This is a genomic window from Janthinobacterium sp. SUN033, assembly GCF_030397595.1.
GTDB lineage: Bacteria > Pseudomonadota > Gammaproteobacteria > Burkholderiales > Burkholderiaceae_D > Janthinobacterium > Janthinobacterium kumbetense.
Map to the genome: position 1 here is coordinate 534,877 of NZ_JAPQNV010000003.1, position 18,941 is coordinate 553,817.

The window sequence follows — 18,941 nt, forward strand, 5'->3', positions numbered from 1 at the left end:
CCCGTAGCGCCCCCGCTGCGGTTTCACAGGAGAACAAGGTGCCAGATTCACGCCAACATCCCCCCGCCGCAGCGGCGCAAACCTTGCAGTCCGTGCGCAGCCTGTTCCACATCGACAGCGACCTGCACGTGCCCGTCTTCACGGAGCGCGATCCGCACGTGCCCGACATCGATCCCGCCTACCGCTTCAACAAGGATGTGACCCTGGCGATCCTGGCCGGCTTCAGCCACAACCGCCGCGTGATGGTGCAGGGCTTGCACGGCACGGGCAAGTCCACGCACATCGAGCAGGTGGCGGCGCGCCTGAACTGGCCTTGCGTACGCGTCAACCTCGACGGCCACATCAGCCGCCTGGACCTGGTCGGCAAGGACGCCATCGTGCTGCGCGAACAGCAGCAAGTGACGGAATTCCAGGAAGGCATCGTGCCCTGGTCGCTGCAGCGCCCCGTGGCCCTGATCTTCGACGAGTACGACGCGGGCCGTCCCGACGTGATGTTCGTCATCCAGCGCATCCTCGAGCGCGACGGCAAGTTCACCCTGCTCGACCAGAACCGGGTCATCACGCCGCATCCCCACTTCCGCCTGTTCGCCACGTCGAATACGGTGGGACTCGGCAACCTGAACGGCATGTACCACGGCACGCAAGTGCTGAATCACGCGCAGATCGACCGCTGGAACATCGTTGCCACCCTGAACTATTTGCCGCAGGCGGAAGAAGCGGCAATCGTGCTGGCCAGGGTCCCTTCCATGAACGACGAGGCGGGCCGCCAGCTGGCAGCCGCCATGGTGGCCGTGGCCAGCCTGACGCGCCACGGTTATGCGGCGGGCGACCTGGCGTGCCTGATGTCGCCGCGCACGGTGATTACCTGGGCGGAAAATTGCCAGATATTCCGCGACCCGGCGCTGGCCTTCCGCCTGTCCTTCCTCAACAAATGCGATGAGGCCGAGCGCCCCATGGTGGCCGAATATTACCAGCGCTGTTTCAATGAGGAATTGCTGGCGAGCCAGGCATGAGCACGGAAACGACCGCGCCTGCGCCCTACACGCGCGAGCAGCAGGAAACGGATGAACTGTGCGCGGGCGCCATCCGCGCGCTGAGCGGCGTTGCCTCCATCCGCTACCGGGGCCGGCGCCTGCACGACGGCCACCGCCCCCTGCCCATCCACTCCGCCCATCTGCAGCCCGATGCCGCGCTGCAGGATTTGCCCTCGCTGCGAGGCGCGGCCGACAGCGTGGCCCTGCGCCTGCTGCACACGGACGCCGCCTTGCACAAGGCCCTGTGCCCTTTGGCACCCGTGGCGCGCCTCGTCTTCGAATTGCTGGAACAGCTCAGGGTGGAAACGCTTGCGCCAGATCAACATGCGGGCGTGGCGCACAACCTGCGCCACCGTTTCACGGCCTGGTCGCATGCGTTCTACGATTCCGGCCTGGCCGAAGGCGCGTCGGGCTTGCTGTTGTACACGGTGTTCCAGATGTGCTGGTCGCGCCTGACAGCCAGGCCCGTGCTGGAAAAGACGGAAGATTTCATCGAGGCCACGCGCTGGTCCGTGTCTGCGCAACTGAGCGACGACCTGGCGGGCTTGCGCCGCCACCGAACGGACCAGGCGGCCTTTGCGCGCCACGCTCTGGCCATCGCCCACGCCGTCGACGCCATGCTGCAAGAGGCACAGGCGGCGCGCGAAGGCGAGCAGGACGACGCGGGCGACGCCAGGGCGCAGGCGGCCTTCAAGCTGCTGCTCGATTTCGACAGCGACAACGACCACCTGCCCGATGCCGCCCCGCTGGGCGAGAGCCGTACCTTCAGCGATGGCAAGGGCGCCTACAGGGCGTACTCCACGGCATATGACCGCGAAGAAAAAGCGGGCGAACTGGTGCGCCGCGCCCTGCTGCTCGAATACCGCGAACGCATGGATGCGCGCATCGCCAGCCTGGGCATCAACACGGCCCGCCTGGCGCGGCGTTTCACGCAACTGCTGGCCGTGCCGCAACGCGACGGCTGGTCGTTCGGCGAGGAAGAGGGTTATATCGATGGCCGGCGCCTGGCTCAGCTGATCAGTTCGCCGTCCGAACGCCGGCTGTTCCGCAAGGAACAATTCCTGCCCCAGGCCGATTGCCTCGTCACCTTCCTCGTCGATTGTTCCGGCTCCATGAAGACGCATGCGGAATCCGTGGCCGTGCTGCTCGACATTCTGCTGCGCGCGCTGGACCAGGCAGGCATCGCCACGGAGTTGCTGGGCTTTACGACGGGCGCCTGGAACGGGGGGCGTGTCAAGCGCGACTGGATGCGCGCCCGCTCGCCCGCCCAGCCGGGCCGCTTGAACGAACTGGTGCACATGGTCTTCAAGGATGGCGACACGAGCTGGCGCCGCGCGCGGCCCGACATCGCGGCCCTGCTGAAAGCGGACCTGTACCGCGAAGGCGTCGATGGCGAAGCCGTGGACTGGGCGTGCAGCCGCATGCTGGCGCGCCCGGAACGGCGGCGCATCCTGCTCGTCGTGTCCGACGGTTGCCCGATGGATACAGCCACGAATCTGGCCAACGACGAGTTTTATCTGGCGCAACATTTAAAGCAAGTGGTGGCGCGCCGCGAAGCGCAGGGCGCGGTGGAAATCTGCGGGCTGGGACTGGGCCTGGACCTGGGCGCCTACTACAGCCGCAGCCTGGCCACCACCCTGCCCGCCTCGCTGAACAATGAGCTGTTCAGCGAGATCGCGCAGTTGCTCGGTGGATGCAAACGCCAATCACTCAAGTAACTTCGTACCGCACGGCATGCGCTTCCATGGGCAGCGGGATTTCCCAGTTCCACAGCATCGATTGCAACTTCTTGTTGCTGAGCGACGTGTCGCGCTGGCCGTTGCGCCGCAGTAGCTCCTTGCGCGGCTGCTCCAGGTACACGAGTTCCACCTGCGCATGGTATTTGTACAGCAGGTTGAGCGTCTTTTCGCGCATCAGCTTGGACAAATGCGTGGCGTTCCACACGAACGGCTCGCCCTTGCGCAACAACTCGCGCGCCCGCTCTTCCGCATAGTCGCCCACCTGCCCTTCGTTCTTGCCGTGCTTCAAGCCCAAGGCCGTCCGCGCATCGTCGAAGGAGACGACGGGCAGGCGCGGATGGTGCTTGTCCACCCACGTATTCTTGCCGGACGCGGGCAAGCCCGACATGACGATCACGTGCGAGCCCGGCTCCTGGAACAGGGAATAATCGGGATGCGCCTCGGCGCCGCGAAAGTATTTCACGCGCGTGTGATCGTCGACAAACACCCGGCGCTGGCCATAGCAGCCCTCCTCGCGCGCCAGTTCGCGGAACAGCTCGATGGCATCTAAAATGCGCTGCGGATCGGGACAGATCCTGCCGCGGATATCGGCCTCGGCCAGCATGGCCAGCAAATGGATATCGACTTGCCACGACAGTTCGCGCACGGTAAATTCCGGCGTCACGCCGCGCCGCGAGGTTTCCAGCGCGAAGAACGGCACTTGATGTACGTTAATCAGGCGGCAGATTTCCTCGCGCACGGCAAACGGCACATCCACGTCCCACAGGGCGATGCGCGCATCGAGGGCGCCCTTGCGCGAGTGGCCGGGCTGGCCGATGGCGCCCGTGACGGGGTCGATCACGGTGGTGCTGCACTTGGCCACGTCGTGCAGCAAGGCGGCCAGGAACACGATTTCCTGCTGCGCCCGCGTCGCTTGCTGGTAGTCGGGCATGGCCAGCAGGGATTCCACCACCATCATCGTATGCGTCCACACGTCGCCTTCCGCGTGGTACACGGGGTTTTGCGGCGTCGTCTTCGCCAATTCCAGCTGCGGGAAGGCGGCCAGGCAGGCGTTGAAATCGGGCGACCGGCCCGCTGGCGGCACCAGTTGTTGTAACTGTTTCCAGTTCATCTAGTACTCCTTGAAAATGTTGCCAGTTCGTCCAGCGACTGGCAGGTGTGCAAGCCCAGGCTCTCCCACGTGACGAGCGGCTGCGGCGCGTACAGGTCGACGCCCTCGGCCAGCAGATTCGGGATCAATGGACGCGTGCTGTGGTGCGAGCCGCTGTCGAGGATGGTTTGCGTAAAGTCATGCCGCACCAGCTTGTAGCGGGCCAGTACTTGCTCGTCGTCTTCCACTTTCAGGTACAAGCCTTCCGCGTGGTCGGACTTGTCCGTCTGCTTCCAGCACAGGTCCAGCGGCAGCCGTTCGCGCGCCACCACGCCTTCGAAAGCGTCGCGCCACAGGCGAGACTTGGCCAGCGAATGGCGCAGCAGCAGCCACAGCTGCTTGGGCGAAGTCGGCATCAATCCCGCGTACAGCACGGGGACGGACAGCACGGGCGAGCCGGCCAGCATGGCGTGGCGGCGCGCCGTCGACAAAAACATCTGCGTGCGGCGGCAATACACGTCGAACTCGTTGAAGTAATGGGGCAAGCGGTCGTAAAACACGGAATGCTTGCTGTAAGACCATTCGCCAAACAGCACAAATTGATCTTCCAGCAGGTGCAGCAAAGTGTGTTCGTGCGCATGCGCCCACGGTTTCAACAGGTTGAACTGGCGTTCGCTGCCGCCGCCCGCCAGGTAGTGGCCGCGCGACTGCAGCAGCACCTCGCCCGCGTCGCTGAACGACACGGCGGAGTTGGCGCCATCGATTTTTTCCTCGATGACGACGTACTGTCCGGCCAGCTTTTTCAGGGGCATCTGGTCGGAACCGTCATCGCCATCCTGCAGGCGCGAGCCTTCCAGGTGCGGCGTGCGCGGGTATTTGAATAAGGGCAAAGATTGTAAAAACATAGCGTCCCACGCCGCGTTCACCGGGGCGTGTCCATACAGGGTCAGGGGTGCTGACGACGTGTTCGGGCGTGGACGATCAGGACGGTGGTCCTGGATACGTGTGCGGAGGAAGCAAAAACAGTGCCGCAGCAATCGGGGGCGTCAACGCGCCGAACGATGCTGCAGAGAGCATTTCGTCAGCGTTAGCAGGTGATGGCGAAGAAGCGAGGCACTTTTGGCTCCAATAAGGAAGAGGTTCGAGAAAGAACCGCGAATATAAAGGCTGTTTGATTATTTTGCAAGTGGCGCTGCGTATCGTGCGCCCTCTTGTGCGCACTGTCGGGGCCGGCGGCTTTGCAATCCGCACAAAGTTTGCTAAGCTGGCGGCACTTCCTGTCGCTGCTGCGTGGAAAACAAACATGGCCCTTGCAAAATGGCCGTGCATTCGTTATTTCCGGAGCAGAATCGTGTTTCCCCTATCCAGATTACAAAAAGCCCTGCGCCGCCAGGGCATCGCTGTCGCCTATGCCGACGGCATTTATACACTCAGCAATCCGCACGCCCAGGCGTCCGTGCTGCTGCCCCACAACTTTCCCCTCGAGGAAAAAGCCGTGCGCCAGCTGATGGAGTTTGCCGCCGTCGCCGTGCCCGGCCAGGATGGCCATGTGTGCAAGGCCTGCGCCACGCCCGACTTCCACCCGGGCAGCATCGCGCCCGTGGGCAGCATCGTCGCCACCAGCCCCGACATGGTGATCCCCGCCATCCCCGGCACGGACATCGCCTGCGGCATGCGTCTGATCACGACGGGCCTGAGCCTGGCGCAGTTCGAGGCGCGCAAGCCGCAGCTGCTCGCCAAGCTCAAACATGTACTGCTGGAAGACGGCCGCAACGTGCCGCTGCGCTCGAAAGCGTTTGCCGCCCTGTTCGACGTGGGGCCGGAAGCGTTCATCGACAGCCTGCACAATGATGGCTTGTGGCCACGGGTCGACAAGCAGCGCCTGCTGCGCGAGCTCGACGATTGCATCGCCTTGCGCGAACTGGGCGGCGGCTTGCGCCATGCGCCCGAAGCGCTGGTGGGCACGCGCGAAGTGATACGCGACCCCAGCCTGGGCACCACGGGATCGGGCAACCACTTCGTGGAAATCCAGGTGGTCGATGCCGTCATGGACCGCCATGCCGCGTACCGGCACGGACTGGTGCCCGGCGAAGTGGTCGTCATGATCCACAGCGGCAGCCGCGACGTGGGCTTTTTTGTCGGCAGCCGCTGGATGGACCGCGCCAAAGAGGCGTGGCCGGCAGGCGTGCGCCACCCGAAGTCCGGCCTGTACGGCTTGACGGGCGAACTGGCCGGCGAGTACATGGACGCCATGGGCGTGGCGGCGCGCTATGCCTGGGTCAACCGCATGGTATTGGCCGAGCTTGTGCGCGACAGCCTGGCGCAGGTGTTTGCGCAGGATCAATCCCGCCTGGTGGTGGACGTGCCGCACAACGTCATCCTGCGCGAGCACGGCATGAACATCCACCGCAAGGGCGCCACGCCCGCGCGCGAAGGCGACCTGGCGCTGATCCCCGGTTCCATGGGCGATTATTCCTATGTGGCAACGGGCATGGGCAATCCCGACTGGCTGTGGTCGTGCTCGCACGGCGCGGGACGCAGCATCCGCCGCCAGGCCATGCGCGCCATGCGGCCCACGGTGGGCGGCGACGAAATGGCGTTCCAGTGCGTGACTCTGCGCGAAGAGCGCCGCGTCGAAGAAGCGCCGATGGCGTATAAAAAGATCGGTCCCGTCATCGCCGCGCAGGAGGAAGCGGGCTTGCTGCAATCGGTGGCGCGCCTGAAACCCTTATTGACGTTCAAGGCCTGAGCAATTGCGGCACGGCCGCCGCCATCAGCGAAATGCCGATGGCGGTCAGCACGGCAAACGCGATGCGGCGCATGCCGCGCTGGGCGATCGGCGGCGGATAGCGCTTGCCGGCCATCGTGGCCAGCACGCCCACGGGCAAGGCCAGCGTGCACAGCAGCAAGACTTTCGCATCGAGCTGCCCCTGGCTGCCCGCCATCAGCGAGCGCCCGCCCGCGCTGATGGCGAACAGGAAGATCAGGCTGTAGCGGATGGTGGTCAGACTCATTTCCTGGCGATAAAACTGGTACACGAGCGGCGGTCCCGCCAGCGAAAACAGGCCCGAAAACAGGCCGCCGCACACGCCGCTGATGAAGAAGCTGCGCTTGTCGGCCGCGCCCGGTCCCGGCGGCGCCTGCAGCAGGATGCTGACACCGCCATACACGATGGCCGCGCCCAGCAAGAGTCTCAGGATGGGCGCATACGCCTGGTCCAGGTATCCCAATAGCAAGACACCGGCCGCCATGGCCGGCAGCAAGCCGATGCTGGCGGCGCGGATGGCGCGCCAGTCCAGGTGGTGCAAGGCGCCCGGCAAGGCCACGAGACAATTGGCCAGGGACAACAAACTGACGAGGGCCGCCAGCGCGGGCACGGACGCCAGGCCCAGGCCGCTGGCCACGCCCATGACGATCATGCCCAGTCCGAAACCCGTGACGGTCTGGAAATACGTGCCCGCCGCCACCACGCCCAGCAGCGCCAGCACGGGCAGGCTGAACAACTCAGCGCCCACCCTGGGCCTGCACGGACGTGACGGCAATCACGTTATACACGTCGTCGGCGCAGCAACCGCGCGACAGATCGTTGGCCGGTTTGTTCAAGCCTTGCAGCAGCGGGCCGATGGCGACGGCGCCGCCCATGCGTTCGGCCAATTTATAGCCGATATTGCCCGCGTCCAGGTTGGGGAACACCAGCACGTTCGCGCGGCCGTTGACGACGGAATCCTTGACTTTTCTTTGCGAAATCTCGGCCACGATGGCCGCATCGAGCTGCACGTCGCCATCGATGGCCAGCAGCGGACGCTGGGCCTTGACCCGGTCCGTGGCCGCATGCACCTTGTCGACGGCCGCGTGGTGGGCGCTGCCGCTGGTGGAAAACGACAGCATGGCCACGCGCGGCTCTTCCATCAGCAAGGCTTGCGCGCTGTCGGCGGCGGCCATGGCGATGTCGGCCAATTCCTCCGCCTTCGGGTCGACGACGAGGGCGCAGTCGGAAAAGATGAAACCGCCCTTCAGGCTGTGGAACGGTTCGCACAGCATCATCAGGAAAAAGCTCGACACGAGCTTGAAGGCCGGGTCGACGCCAATGATCTGGATGGCGCTGCGCACCACATCGGCCGTCGTGTGCACGGCCCCCGCCACGCAACCGTCCGCGTCGCCCAGGCGCACCATCAGGTTGGCGTAGCACAAGGGATCTTGCACGGCGATCCTCGCCTGCTCCACCGTCATGCCCTTGGCTTGACGCAGCACAAACAATTGCTGGGCATAGTGTTCCGACTCGTCGGACGTTTCCGGGTCGACCAGGCGCACGGCATCCAGGTCCAGCGCCTGTTCGCGCGCCAGGGCCAGGATGGCGGCCGGCTTGCCGACGATGGTGATGTGCGCCAGGCCGTCGCTGGCCGCCCGCGCGGCCGCCTGCAGCACGCGCACGTCGCCGCCCTCGCACAAGACGATGTTTTTCGGCACGGCGCGGGCTTGCGCGATGATGCGGTGCAGGGCTTTCATGGCGACTCCAATTCGGTAAAAAAATGCCGGAACCACGCAAGCATGAAGCATGAGACATGAAACATGATTCCGGCACATAAAACCCGGCGCGATTGCCGGGGTCATACAAGGATCGGGCAGACTGATTACACGTAGTCTTTGTACTTGTCCAGATGGCGGATCGGTTTGCTCAGCGCATCGCGGCGGAACGGGTCGCCCAGCTCGCGCGTGCACATGATTTCGATGATGGTGGTCTTGCCTTCATTCATCTGCATGTCGATCGCCTTTTTCAGGGCCGGGCCCACGTCTTCCAGCTTGTCGACCGTGATGCCTTCGGCGCCCATGGCCCGCGCAATTTCCGCAAAGCTCTGGTTGTCCAGCTCGCCTGCCACGAAGCGGCGGTTGTAGAAATCCACCTGGTTTTTCTTTTCCGCGCCCCACTGGCGGTTGTGGAACACCACGGCGGTGACGGGAATGTTGTGGCGCACGCAGGTCATCGTTTCCATCAAGCTCATGCCCCAGGCGCCGTCGCCCGCATACGACACGGCCGGACGGTGCGGTGCGGCCACCTTGGCTCCGATGATGGTCGGAAACGCATAACCGCAATTGCCAAAGCTCATCGCCGCAAAGAAGCTGCGCGGCTTTTCGAAGCGCAGGTAGCTGTTGGCCACCGAGTTGATGTTGCCGATGTCGGTCGACACCATCACGTCTTCCGGCATGGCTTTTTCCAGCTCGCGCAAGACCTGACGCGGGTGCAGATAGTTGCCTGGCTCTTTCTTTTGTTCTTCGATCATGTCCAGGCTGTACGCATCTTTCTCATGCGTCCAGTTCGTCAATTCCTCTTCCCACGCAGCCTTTTCCGCTTGCACGGTGGCATAGCGTGCGTCGCGCGTGGCGTCGCAATCGAGCTTCTTGCCATCCAGGCGGGCAATAATCGCCTTGGCTGCCGCCTTGGCGTCGCCGCAGATGCCCACCGAAATCTTTTTCACGAGGCCCAGCATCTTGTTGTCCGCGTCGATCTGGATGATCTTGGCGTTTTTCGGCCAGTAATCCATGCCGTGCTGCGGCAAGGTGCCGAACGGTCCCAGGCGCGAACCGAGGGCCACGACGACGTCGGCCTGGGCGATCAGTTTCATCGCCGCTTTCGAACCCTGGTAGCCGAGCGGGCCGCACCACAGCGGATGGCTGGCGGGGAAGGAGTCATTGTGCAGATAGCTGTTGACGACGGGCGCGCCCAGGCGCTCGGCCAGGGCCTTGCACTCTTCTATGGCTTCGCCCATGACGACGCCGCCGCCCGAGATGATGACGGGGAACTTGGCCTTGGCCAGCAATTCCGCCGCATCGTTGAGGCTTTGCTCGCCGCCGGCGCCACGGTCCAGGCGGTTCGGTTTCGGGATTTCCGCCTTGATTTCGCCATAGAAATAGTCACGCGGGATATTCAGCTGGGTCGGCCCCATTTCCGACATGGCGCGGTCGAAGCAGCGGCCCGTGAATTCCGCCATGCGGGCGGGATTCGTCACGTGACCTTGATATTTCGTAAATTCCTCGAACATCGGCAACTGGTTCGCTTCCTGGAAGCCGCCCAGGCCCATGCTCATGGTGCCCGTCTCGGGAGTAATGATGACCACCGGCGTGTGCGCCCAGTAGGCGGCGGCGATGGCGGTGACGCAATTGCTGATGCCGGGGCCGTTCTGGCCGATGACCACGCCATGGCGGCCCGAGACGCGGGCATAGCCGTCGGCCATGTGGCCGGCGCCCTGCTCGTGCACGACGGGAATCAATCGGATGCCGGCGGGGGCGAAGATATCCATCGGGTCCATGAAGGCCGAGCCCATGATGCCGAACATGTCGGTCACGCCATTGGCGGCCAGGGTTTCCACGAACGCTTCGGAAGGCGTCATCTTTTGCGGGCCTACAGGTATCGCTGCGGCGGCGGCTTTTTGGTCGGACAAATCGGTCATGGCTCAGTCTCCTTACGGTTTTATGAAAAATCGGTATATTTTGTTCCGATATTTGAAATACGTGTTCAATTTAACGGTTGCGAAATGCGCTGTCAATGAAATTTCATGAAAAATCGGACTGTTTCATTCCTGAATCCGGAATCCGTGACTTTGCCCCACTCCTGAAACAACAATGGCGGCTTATCCGCAACAGACAAGCCGCCATCCCTCGCTGCGCCGTCGCGCTTAGAACTTCAGGCGCATGCCGGCCGTGAAGGCGCTCGAGTTATGTCCAGGCAAGGGCACGCTGCCGCCGCTCGATGCATCGCCGACGAAGTTGGTGCCCGCGCCATCGTTGCTGATGCGGCCGTACGAGGTGTACAGATTCGTGCGCTTGGACAAGGCATACGTGTAGCCGATGGCCAACTGGCGCCCGCCGCGGCGTGCATTCGTGCGGTCATCCTTGCGGATGTACGATGCCATCACGCTGCCGGCCGCACCCACGGGGGCCGATGCGCCCAGCATGTAGTTGCGGAAATCCGTGCCCGCATCGTCCTTGTCCGTCTCATACGCGGCGTGCAGCTTGGCGGGGCCGAAGTCGTAGGTGCCGCCCAGCAAGGTGACTTTCGCCGTGTTCAGCGGCGTATCCTTGCGGTTGTCGTGGGCCAGGGTCAGCACCAGCGGGCCATTGGCGTAGTCGATGGAAAAGTCGATGGTGCGGCCCAGCGTGTTGCTGTCCGGCTTTTCGCCCAGGCCGACCATGACGGCGGCCGACAAGCCGTTCACCTTCGGCGTCTCGTACATGATGGAATTTTTCGTGCGCAGGCTGGCCACGCTCATCAGGTTGATCGAGGCGCCCGTCATGCCCGTCTCGAACGGGTCGATATTGTCCAGCGCAGTGAACAGCGGGTTGTGCTGCAAGCCCAGGTTCACGGCGCCGAAGCCGCCCGACAGGCCCACGTAAGCCTTGCGTCCGAACAAGGCGCCCTGGCGGTTGGCGCCCGTATCCACGTCGAGGCCATTTTCCAGCAAGAAGTTGGCCTTTAAATTATTGCCCAGGTCTTCCGTGCCCTTGAAGCCGATGCGGCTGCCCGACTGCACGCCGGTGGCCAGTTTGGTGACGGAACCGTCCGCGCCGCCGTGTTCGGACGTCAGGCCCGCGTCGAGCAAGCCGTACACGGTGACGGACGACTGGGCGCTGGCGTTGCCGGCAAGGAAGGAAGCCAGGATGGCTGCCGCTACGAGTGTGTGTTTCATGTCATCTCCAGGTATTGTGGTTTTTATGGGTACTTCAACAAGAATCAACAACGGTGCTGCAAATGCTGCAAATGCGGCCGCTCAGGCGATCAGCCCGGCCATCGGCGACGAGGGCGAAGCGCTCATGGCGTTCGCTCTCCGGGGCATGCGTCCGGCCAGGTAAGCCTCGCGCCCGCCCTGCACTGCCAGTTTCATGGCGCGCGCCATGCGTATCGGTTCGCGCGCCGCCGCGATGGCGGTATTCATCAAAATGCCGTCGCAACCGAGTTCCATGGCGATGGCCGCGTCCGACGCCGTGCCCACGCCCGCATCGACCAGCACGGGCACGCGGGCTTGCTCGATGATCAGCGACAAATTCCACGGATTCAAAATGCCCATGCCCGAGCCGATCAGGGAGGCCAGCGGCATGACGGCGATGCAGCCGAGGTCTTCCAGCATGCGCGCCTGGATGGGGTCGTCGCTGCAATACACCATCACCTGGAAGCCGTCGCGCACCAGCTCCCCGGCCGCCTTCAAGGTTTCCGGCATGTTCGGGAACAAGGTCTTTTCATCGCCCAGCACTTCCAGCTTGCACAGCGGGTGGCCGCCCAGCAACTCGCGCGCCAGCTGCAAGGTGTAGACGGCGTCGCGCGCGTTGTAGCAGCCGCCCGTGTTGGGCAGAATCGTGTATTTCGATGGCGGGATGAAGTCGAGCAAGTTCGGCTCGCCCTTTTCCTGGCCGATGTTGACCCGGCGTATCGTCACCGTGACGATGTCGGCGCCGCTCTCCTCGATGGCCAGGCGCGTTTCCTCGAAATCCTTGTACTTGCCCGTGCCCACCAGCAGGCGCGACTGGTAGGTGGTGCCGGCCAGGGTCAGGCCGTTTTGTGCGGGGGTGGCGTCGTCTCTCATCGTGGTGCTCTCCTAAGTTGAACCAAAGCGGTCTCTTGCCGGGGCGGCTCGCCGCAAAACGCAAAATCGACTTCCGGCCGGCGTCCCGACACGAGGTCGGCCAACGCCCTGCCCGCGCCGCAGCCCATGGTCCAGCCCAGGGTGCCGTGGCCCGTGTTGAGGAACAGCTGGCGGTAGCGCGTGGCGCCGATGTAGGGCACGTTCGACGGCGTCAGGGGGCGCAAGCCGGCCCAGTAGACGGGATCGCTGTAATCGCAGGCATGGGGAAACAGCGCCTGCACGCGGCGCGTGATGGCGGCGCAGCGCACGGGGTTCAGCTCTCGCGTGTAGCCGTTCAGCTCGCACGTGCCCGCCACGCGCAGGCGCTCGCCCAGGCGCGAAAACACCAATTTGTGGCCGTCGTCCGTCAGCGAGACGGTCGGTGCGGCGGACGGGTCAAGGATGGGATAGGTGGCGGAATAACCTTTGCCCGGATACAGCATCAAGCGTATGCCCAGCGGCTGCAGCAAGGGCGCGGAAAAGCTGCCCATGGCCACCACCACGGCGTCCGCGTATTCCAGGCGGTGGCGCCCGTGCGCATCGATGCATTCCACGCCCGCGATGCGTTCGCCATCGGCCAGCAGGCGCGTCACGGTGGTGCCGTACTGGAAATCCACGCCGGCCGCCGCGGCGCGCGCGGCCAGTGCCGTGGTAAACAGATGCACGTCGCCCGACTCGTCGCTGGCCGTGAAATCGCCGCCGACGATGTGCCGGCGGGCGTAGGCCAGGGCCGGCTCCAGCCGTATCACTTCATCGGCGCTGACGGTGTTGCGCGGGCAGCCCAGGTCGCGCAACAGCGCGGCGCCCGCTTGCGATTTGTCAAACTCCTGCTGGTCCGTATAAAAATGCAGGATGCCCCGCTCCAGGTGGTCATACGCGATGCCCGTCTCGCGCCGCAAGGCTTGCAAACTCTGCCGGCTGTACTCGGCCAGGGCGACGATCTGGCGCATATTGCGCGCCACCCGCGACGGCAAACATTCGCGCAGGTAGTGCAAGGCCCACTGCCATTGCAGCGCATCCAGGCGAGGGCGGAACAGCAGCGGCGCATCGTCCTTGCCCAGCCAGCGCACGACCTTGCGCAGGGTGGCGGGATTGGCCCACGGCTCCGCATGCGAGACGGAAATCTGCCCGCCGTTGGCAAAACTGGTTTCCTGCGCCGCGCCCGCTTGGCGCTCGAGCACGCGCACGTCGTGACCCGCCTGGCGCAAATACCAGGCCGATGCCGTGCCGACCACGCCGGCGCCGAGGACGAGGATCTTCATGGCGGGCCCGGTTCGCTCAGCGCGTCAGCAGGACGGCGATGGCGACGAAGGCGGCAATCCACACCGTTTCCATCACCAGCATGATCACGGGACGCCAGCCCAGCGAGGCCAGCGACTGGAACGACGTTTTCACGCCCAGCGCGGCGATGGCGATGACGAGACAGGCGCGCGAGGCATTGTTGATCCAGCCATTCACTTCCTGCGGAATCAGGCCCAGGCTGTTCGTGATGACGAGCCAGACAAAGCCGATCAGGAAGAAGGGTACGAGCGGCGGCGCATCGACTTCGCTCTTGCCATCCTTGCGCTTGAACATGATCGACAGGCCCAGCACGACGGGCACGAGGCACGCGACGCGCGTCAGTTTCACGAAGGTGGCCACGTCGCCCGTGTGGTTGCTGACCAGGTAGCCGGCGCCCACCACTTGCGCTACATCATGGATGGTGCCGCCGATGAATACGCCCGCCTCCGTCGGGTCAAAGCCCAGCAGCTTGACCAGCAGCGGGTAGACGATCATGGCCAGGGTCGACAGCGACGTCACGCCCACCACCGTCAGCAGCGTGAACTTTTCGTTTTCCTTGGTTTGCGGCAGCACGGCCGAGATGGCCAGCGCGGCCGAGGCGCCGCAGATGGCGACGGAACCACCGGACAGGATGCCTTCCGTGATGGGACGCTTCAGCCACCTGGCCAGCATATAGCCGAAACCCAGGGTGGCCACCAGGCCGCCGACGACGATCAATAAGGGCGTCACGCCCACGGAAGCGATCTGGTTGAAGGTGATGCGCGCGCCCAGCAGGGCCACGCCCGTGCGCAGCAGCACCTTGCTGCAAAACTCGATGCCGGGCTTGCAGGTGGGGTCGGAGGCGAGGAAGTGGAAGGCCAGGCCGAAGAACAGCGCGTACAGCAACTGGGGGCCGCCGTAATTGCTGGAAATAAAGGTGGCCGACAGGGCGATCACCAGCGCGATGGCCACGCCGGGCCAGCTGCGCAGCACGGCCCGGGGGCGCCAGATGGCGACGGCGGAAGACAGGTAGGGAATGTTCTTGTCGACAACGCGTGTTATCGCTGAGGAGTTGGTTTTCATGCGGGTCCGCTCATAATGTTTTAAAAATTGGGACATTTCATCTCGTTTTTTAATAATACACGATGAGCTAGCGAAGTCCATGCTTTTCCATGAAAATCGAAACCGGATGTTCCGGAAACTGACGTTTTAAGGTTGATGCTGGCGTAAACGACAAGCGGCGCGGCCCTTTGCAGGGACGCGCCGCTCTTTAACTATGAGCCTGAGGGCTTACTTTTTGTTCAGGCGGGTAATCAGGCTGGATGTATCGTAGCGGTTGCCGCCCGCCTGCTGCACTTCGCCATAGAACTGGTCCGTCAAGGTCGTCACGGGCAAGTCGCTGCCGTTGCGCTTGGCTTCGGCGAGGCAGATGCCCAGATCCTTGCGCATCAGGTCGACGGCGAAGCCGAAGTCGAATTTGCGTTCGATCATGGTCTTGCCCCGGTTTTCCAGCTGCCACGACTGCGCCGCGCCCTTGGAAATCACGTCGACGACGAGGGCCGCGTCCAGGCCCGCGTTTTCCGCAAAGGCGATGCCTTCGCTCAAGGCTTGCACGAGGCCCGCGATGCAGATCTGGTTGACCATTTTTGTGAGCTGGCCGGAACCGGAAGCACCCATGTAGGTGACGGCGCGCGAGAACAGCGCGATGACGGGCTCGGCCCTTGCATACGCTTCCGCATCGCCGCCCACCATCACGGTCAGCTTGCCGTTTTCCGCGCCCGCCTGGCCACCGGACACGGGCGCATCGAGGAAGAACACGCCCCGCTCTTTCGCCGCCGCGTGGATGGTACGCGCCGCTTCGGCCGAGGCCGTTGTATGGTCGATCAGGATGCTGCCCGGCGCCATGGCGGACAGCAAGCCGCCCTCTTCCAGGATGACTTGATACAGATCATTATCGTTGCCGATGCACGTAAACACGAACTCGGCGCCTGCAGCGGCGGCGGCCGGCGTGGCGGCGCTGCTGCCCTTGTGCTGTTCCAGCCAGGCGGCCGCGCGGGCCGGATTGCGGTTGTACACGGTGACGTCGTGCCCGCCCGCCGCCAGGTGACCTGCCATGGGAAAACCCATGACGCCCAAACCGATGAATGCCACTTTTGCCATATTGTCCGTCCTGTCGATGAATGAATCCGATTATTGTTGCACAAACAGTCGCCGCCGGCAGCATCAAGGCGCGGGGGCGCGCCGATAATACAGGTCGAACTCTTCCTCGCCATCGGGCACGAAGCCGTGACGCACATAGAAGCGGTTCGCCTCGCTGCCGCGCAAGGCGCCCACGCGCACGCTCTGGCGGGCCGCATCGGCCTCGGCAAACACGCGCGCCAGCACGGCCGCGCCCATGCCTTGCCGCTGGTAGCCGGGCGCCAGGTAGAGGTGGTCGAGCAACAGATAGTCCGCTTGCGGCCGCAACACATAGAAGCCGGCCAGCGTGTCGTCATGGCGCAACTGCCAGGTACGGGCTGGATCAAAAGTGGCCAGGAAACGATCGCGCGCCCGCTGCGGATCATAGCGGCCGATGCGCTCCAGGCTTGCGCGCATGGCAGCCACGCGCAGGCTGGCCAGCGCCTCGCCATCGGCCAGGCTGGCAGGCAAGAAGGTCAGCATGGCGTCACAGCAGGTCGCGCAGCGCCGCCACCAGGGCTGCGCATTCGGCTGGGTTGCCGATGCTGATGCGCAAATACTGGCTGATGCGCGGCGCGTTGAAATGGCGCACGATCACGGAGCGGGCGCGCAAGCCGGCGGCCAGTTGCGCCGCGTCATGCTGCGGGTGGCGGGCAAAGACGAAATTGGCCACCGAGGGCAGCACCTCGAAGCCCAGCGCCGCCAAGTCCGCCGTCAGCTGTTCGCGGCTGGCGATCACGGCCTGGCGCGTCTGCTGGAAATACGCTTCGTCGTGCAGCGACGCGACCGCACCGGCCAGCGCCAGCCGGTCCAGCGGATACGAGTTGAAACTGTTCTTCACTCTTTCCAGCGCCTCGATCAGGTCAGGATGCCCGAAGGCACTGCCCACGCGCAAGCCGGCCAAGGAGCGCGACTTCGAGAATGTCTGCACCACCAGCAAGTTCGGATAACGCTCGACCAGGGCCACGGCACTCTCGCCGCCGAAATCCACATACGCTTCATCGACCACCACGACGGCGTCGGGATGCTCGCGCAGCATGGTTTCCACGCCGGCCAGCGGCAAGTCCACGCCTGTCGGCGCGTTGGGATTGGGGAAGATGATGGCGCCGCACGGCCCCTGGTAGTCTTCCGGACGGATGCGCATGGACTCGTCGAGCGCTACCGTGCGGTAATCGATGCCGTACAGCTTGCAATACACGGGATAGAAGCTGTAGCTGATGTCCGGGAACAGCAGCGGCGCATCGTGCTTGAGCAAGGCCATGAAGGCCAGCGCCAGCACTTCGTCGGAACCGTTGCCGACGAACACTTGCGCGCTGCTCAAGCCGTGGTAAGTGGCCAGGGTTTGCTTCAGTTCGCTGGCGGAAGGGTCCGGATACAGGCGCAGCGTGTCGTTGGCGGCGTCGCGCAGCGCGGCCAGCACCTGCGGTGACGGGCCGTACGGGTTTTCGTTGGTGTTGAGTTTGACCAGGCCGGGCAGTTTCGGTTGCTCGCCCGGGATGTAGGGGGTCAGCTCGCTGACGATGGTGCTCCAGAATCGGCTCATTGGTTTTATTGGTGGGGGCAGGATGGGGGTACGGTAGATTACCATAGGGTGAGCGGGGTCAAGGCGGACACCATCGGCGAGGAGTAGCGTGGGCGATATCGGCCCCAACGTGAAGAGGACGCAGCATGAACAGCATGCACAAGCTGAGCGATACGCAGGTGCGGCATGGCGCGCTGACGCCACAGTCACGCCAGCGCAAGATCGATGCGTGGCTGCAGGTCGCAGCCAGTCTCAGCGAGCAGATCACCGTGGAATTGCAGACTGCCACGGAGCAGCTACAAGGCGAAGGAATGGCCGACTTGCAGCGCGTGACGGCGCTGGCGCAACGCTTGGCAAGCAATAGCAAAGCCATGCGCGATACCCTCGGGACACTGTTTGACAGCGGTGAAAAAAGCGAGGAGCATGCAGTGACAAGCACGGAGGATTGCGCCATGGACGAGCAAGTCAACGCACTGGCAAAAGACATGGCCAGTGTGAAACTGGACGTAAAGGATGTAAAGGTCGATGTGGCTGACATCAAGGTGGATGTGGCTGGTCTGAAAACGGATGTCACTGGCCTCAAGGTGGATGTTGCTGGTCTGAAAACGGATGTCGCTGCTCTCAAGACCGATGTCGGCGTTCTCAAGACGGATGTCAGTGGCTTGAAACTGGACCTCGCTGTGATGCGCTCCAATTATGCGACCAAGTCAGATGTGGCTGAGGCGAAGTCGACTGTCATCCTGTCGTGCGTGGGGACGATCATTGCCATGTCGGGCGTCGCGTTTGCGGTGGCCAAGCTCGTGCACTAGCTTGCGGTAGTGGGGACGCTGGCTTTCAAAGTCTGAATGGAGGAAAAAACGCCTTGCGCTGCGCGCTTTGGGCGGTTTTTTCTACCTGGGTTTGATGCGCTGGTGGCTGGCATTTGTTGTGGGCATAAAAAAAGCTCCCTTGCGGGAGCTTCTCTTATGTATTCTGGCGGAGAGGGTGGGATTCGAACCCACGGTACGATTTAACGTACGCTTGATTTCGAGTCAAGTACATTCGACCACTCTGCCACCTCTCCGTTTACTGCGGTCTATTCGTTCAAACTGACGTGCCTGTTTGAACGAGGCGCTATTTTAGCATGGGGATTGTTGGGTTGGGTAGGGGTTTTATTGGCGATTTGCAACTGAGGGCTGGTAGCCAAACCAAAAAACTGATCGGGCGATTCGGGGAGCCTCGTACAAGGCGCGGCTCGCCTTTGTAGACGCCACCTTGGCGCACGCGTGAAAACCAATTTGACGATTCGGGGAGCCTCGCGCGAATACGCGCTCGTCTTCGAATCCCACGCGCAAGGCGCGCAGGCGCCTTGCTCCTCTTCGCCGCCACAAATAAAAAAAGCTCCCTTGCGGGAGCTTTCTCTATTTGTTCTGGCGGAGAGGGTGGGATTCGAACCCACGGTACGATTTAACGTACGCTTGATTTCGAGTCAAGTACATTCGACCACTCTGCCACCTCTCCATTTGC

General features: G+C 63.5%; 16 protein-coding genes and 2 tRNA genes. 4 read left to right on the forward strand and 14 right to left on the reverse strand.

Annotated features, from left to right (window positions below):
- The first annotated feature begins 38 nt into the window (after positions 1-38).
- A complete protein-coding gene (locus OX460_RS15445; RefSeq protein WP_289899180.1) occupies positions 39-1,013 on the forward strand; it encodes an AAA family ATPase in 975 nt (324 codons plus the stop codon).
- Complete coding sequence (locus OX460_RS15450) at positions 1,010-2,752, forward strand: cobalt chelatase (RefSeq protein WP_289899181.1); 1,743 nt, start codon at positions 1,010-1,012, stop codon at positions 2,750-2,752. The genes OX460_RS15445 and OX460_RS15450 overlap by 4 nt, the downstream gene beginning before the upstream one ends.
- Here the strand turns inward: OX460_RS15450 and OX460_RS15455 are convergent.
- Together OX460_RS15455 and OX460_RS15460 are read right to left on the reverse strand one after the other, a co-directional pair.
- Positions 2,745-3,884, reverse strand: coding sequence for an AAA family ATPase (locus OX460_RS15455; RefSeq protein ID WP_289899182.1), 1,140 nt, complete (start codon positions 3,882-3,884; stop codon positions 2,745-2,747). The two genes, OX460_RS15450 and OX460_RS15455, sit on opposite strands and share 8 nt — an antisense overlap.
- Complete coding sequence (locus OX460_RS15460; RefSeq protein ID WP_289899183.1) at positions 3,881-4,768, reverse strand: RNA ligase family protein; 888 nt, start codon at positions 4,766-4,768, stop codon at positions 3,881-3,883. Before OX460_RS15460 ends, OX460_RS15455 begins: the two co-directional genes overlap by 4 nt.
- A gap of 446 nt (positions 4,769-5,214) precedes the next feature.
- On the opposite strand from OX460_RS15460, the gene OX460_RS15465 reads away from it, so the two are divergent.
- Positions 5,215-6,612 carry an RtcB family protein gene (locus OX460_RS15465; protein ID WP_289899184.1) on the forward strand — a complete coding sequence of 466 codons (1,398 nt, stop codon included), beginning with the start codon at positions 5,215-5,217 and terminating at the stop codon, positions 6,610-6,612.
- On the opposite strand, the gene OX460_RS15470 is transcribed toward OX460_RS15465, so the two are convergent.
- From OX460_RS15470 to hisC, 10 genes are all read right to left on the reverse strand, one after another.
- The gene (locus OX460_RS15470) at positions 6,602-7,366 is read right to left on the reverse strand and encodes a sulfite exporter TauE/SafE family protein (protein ID WP_289899185.1); all 765 of its coding nucleotides are present in this window, start codon (positions 7,364-7,366) and stop codon (positions 6,602-6,604) included. The two genes, OX460_RS15465 and OX460_RS15470, sit on opposite strands and share 11 nt — an antisense overlap.
- Before the next feature lies 1 nt (position 7,367).
- Positions 7,368-8,369 carry a phosphate acetyltransferase gene (gene pta / locus OX460_RS15475; RefSeq protein WP_099664801.1) on the reverse strand — a complete coding sequence of 334 codons (1,002 nt, stop codon included), beginning with the start codon at positions 8,367-8,369 and terminating at the stop codon, positions 7,368-7,370.
- 125 nt (positions 8,370-8,494) lie between these two features.
- Entirely contained in the window at positions 8,495-10,309 is a 1,815-nt protein-coding gene (gene xsc / locus OX460_RS15480; RefSeq protein WP_289899186.1) for a sulfoacetaldehyde acetyltransferase, read from the reverse strand.
- Between the two features lie 225 nt (positions 10,310-10,534).
- Positions 10,535-11,545: a porin gene (locus OX460_RS15485; RefSeq protein ID WP_289899187.1), complete on the reverse strand. Its 1,011-nt coding sequence runs from the start codon at positions 11,543-11,545 to the stop codon at positions 10,535-10,537.
- 81 nt (positions 11,546-11,626) lie between these two features.
- Positions 11,627-12,436: a thiazole synthase gene (locus tag OX460_RS15490; RefSeq protein WP_289899188.1), complete on the reverse strand. Its 810-nt coding sequence runs from the start codon at positions 12,434-12,436 to the stop codon at positions 11,627-11,629.
- Complete coding sequence (locus OX460_RS15495) at positions 12,433-13,737, reverse strand: D-amino acid dehydrogenase (RefSeq protein WP_289899189.1); 1,305 nt, start codon at positions 13,735-13,737, stop codon at positions 12,433-12,435. Before OX460_RS15495 ends, OX460_RS15490 begins: the two co-directional genes overlap by 4 nt.
- A gap of 16 nt (positions 13,738-13,753) precedes the next feature.
- Entirely contained in the window at positions 13,754-14,818 is a 1,065-nt protein-coding gene (locus OX460_RS15500; protein ID WP_251352042.1) for a YeiH family protein, read from the reverse strand.
- Between the two features lie 207 nt (positions 14,819-15,025).
- Complete coding sequence (locus tag OX460_RS15505) at positions 15,026-15,895, reverse strand: NAD(P)-dependent oxidoreductase (RefSeq protein WP_289899190.1); 870 nt, start codon at positions 15,893-15,895, stop codon at positions 15,026-15,028.
- Positions 15,896-15,958: 63 nt separating this feature from the next.
- Positions 15,959-16,396 (reverse strand): GNAT family N-acetyltransferase, encoded by a 438-nt coding sequence (locus OX460_RS15510; RefSeq protein ID WP_251352051.1) that lies wholly within the window; start codon positions 16,394-16,396, stop codon positions 15,959-15,961.
- Positions 16,397-16,400: 4 nt separating this feature from the next.
- On the reverse strand, positions 16,401-17,456 hold the full coding sequence (hisC, locus tag OX460_RS15515) for a histidinol-phosphate transaminase (protein WP_289899191.1): 1,056 nt from the start codon (positions 17,454-17,456) through the stop codon (positions 16,401-16,403).
- Positions 17,457-17,581: 125 nt separating this feature from the next.
- On the opposite strand from hisC, the gene OX460_RS15520 reads away from it, so the two are divergent.
- Positions 17,582-18,244, forward strand: coding sequence for a hypothetical protein (locus OX460_RS15520; protein ID WP_289899192.1), 663 nt, complete (start codon positions 17,582-17,584; stop codon positions 18,242-18,244).
- 164 nt (positions 18,245-18,408) lie between these two features.
- Here OX460_RS15520 and OX460_RS15525 read toward each other — a convergent pair.
- Together OX460_RS15525 and OX460_RS15530 are read right to left on the reverse strand one after the other, a co-directional pair.
- A tRNA-Ser gene (locus OX460_RS15525) sits at positions 18,409-18,498 on the reverse strand.
- 347 nt (positions 18,499-18,845) lie between these two features.
- Positions 18,846-18,935: transfer RNA gene (locus tag OX460_RS15530), tRNA-Ser, on the reverse strand.
- Between the last annotated feature and the right edge of the window lie 6 nt (positions 18,936-18,941).

Bases quoted from the DNA above. Each gene is read 5' to 3' on its own strand.
- OX460_RS15510 (WP_251352051.1), bottom strand. From the start codon at position 16,396: ATGCTGACCTTCTTGCCTGCCAGCCTGGCCGATGGCGAGGCGCTGGCC.
- pta (WP_099664801.1), bottom strand. From the start codon at position 8,369: ATGAAAGCCCTGCACCGCATCATCGCGCAAGCCCGCGCCGTGCCGAAA.
- OX460_RS15505 (WP_289899190.1), bottom strand. From the start codon at position 15,895: ATGGCAAAAGTGGCATTCATCGGTTTGGGCGTCATGGGTTTTCCCATG.
- OX460_RS15490 (WP_289899188.1), bottom strand. From the start codon at position 12,436: ATGAGAGACGACGCCACCCCCGCACAAAACGGCCTGACCCTGGCCGGC.
- OX460_RS15460 (WP_289899183.1), bottom strand. From the start codon at position 4,768: ATGTTTTTACAATCTTTGCCCTTATTCAAATACCCGCGCACGCCGCAC.
- OX460_RS15450 (WP_289899181.1), top strand. From the start codon at position 1,010: ATGAGCACGGAAACGACCGCGCCTGCGCCCTACACGCGCGAGCAGCAG.
- OX460_RS15520 (WP_289899192.1), top strand. From the start codon at position 17,582: ATGAACAGCATGCACAAGCTGAGCGATACGCAGGTGCGGCATGGCGCG.
- hisC (WP_289899191.1), bottom strand. From the start codon at position 17,456: ATGAGCCGATTCTGGAGCACCATCGTCAGCGAGCTGACCCCCTACATC.
- OX460_RS15455 (WP_289899182.1), bottom strand. From the start codon at position 3,884: ATGAACTGGAAACAGTTACAACAACTGGTGCCGCCAGCGGGCCGGTCG.
- OX460_RS15500 (WP_251352042.1), bottom strand. From the start codon at position 14,818: ATGAAAACCAACTCCTCAGCGATAACACGCGTTGTCGACAAGAACATT.
- OX460_RS15495 (WP_289899189.1), bottom strand. From the start codon at position 13,737: ATGAAGATCCTCGTCCTCGGCGCCGGCGTGGTCGGCACGGCATCGGCC.
- OX460_RS15485 (WP_289899187.1), bottom strand. From the start codon at position 11,545: ATGAAACACACACTCGTAGCGGCAGCCATCCTGGCTTCCTTCCTTGCC.
- xsc (WP_289899186.1), bottom strand. From the start codon at position 10,309: ATGACCGATTTGTCCGACCAAAAAGCCGCCGCCGCAGCGATACCTGTA.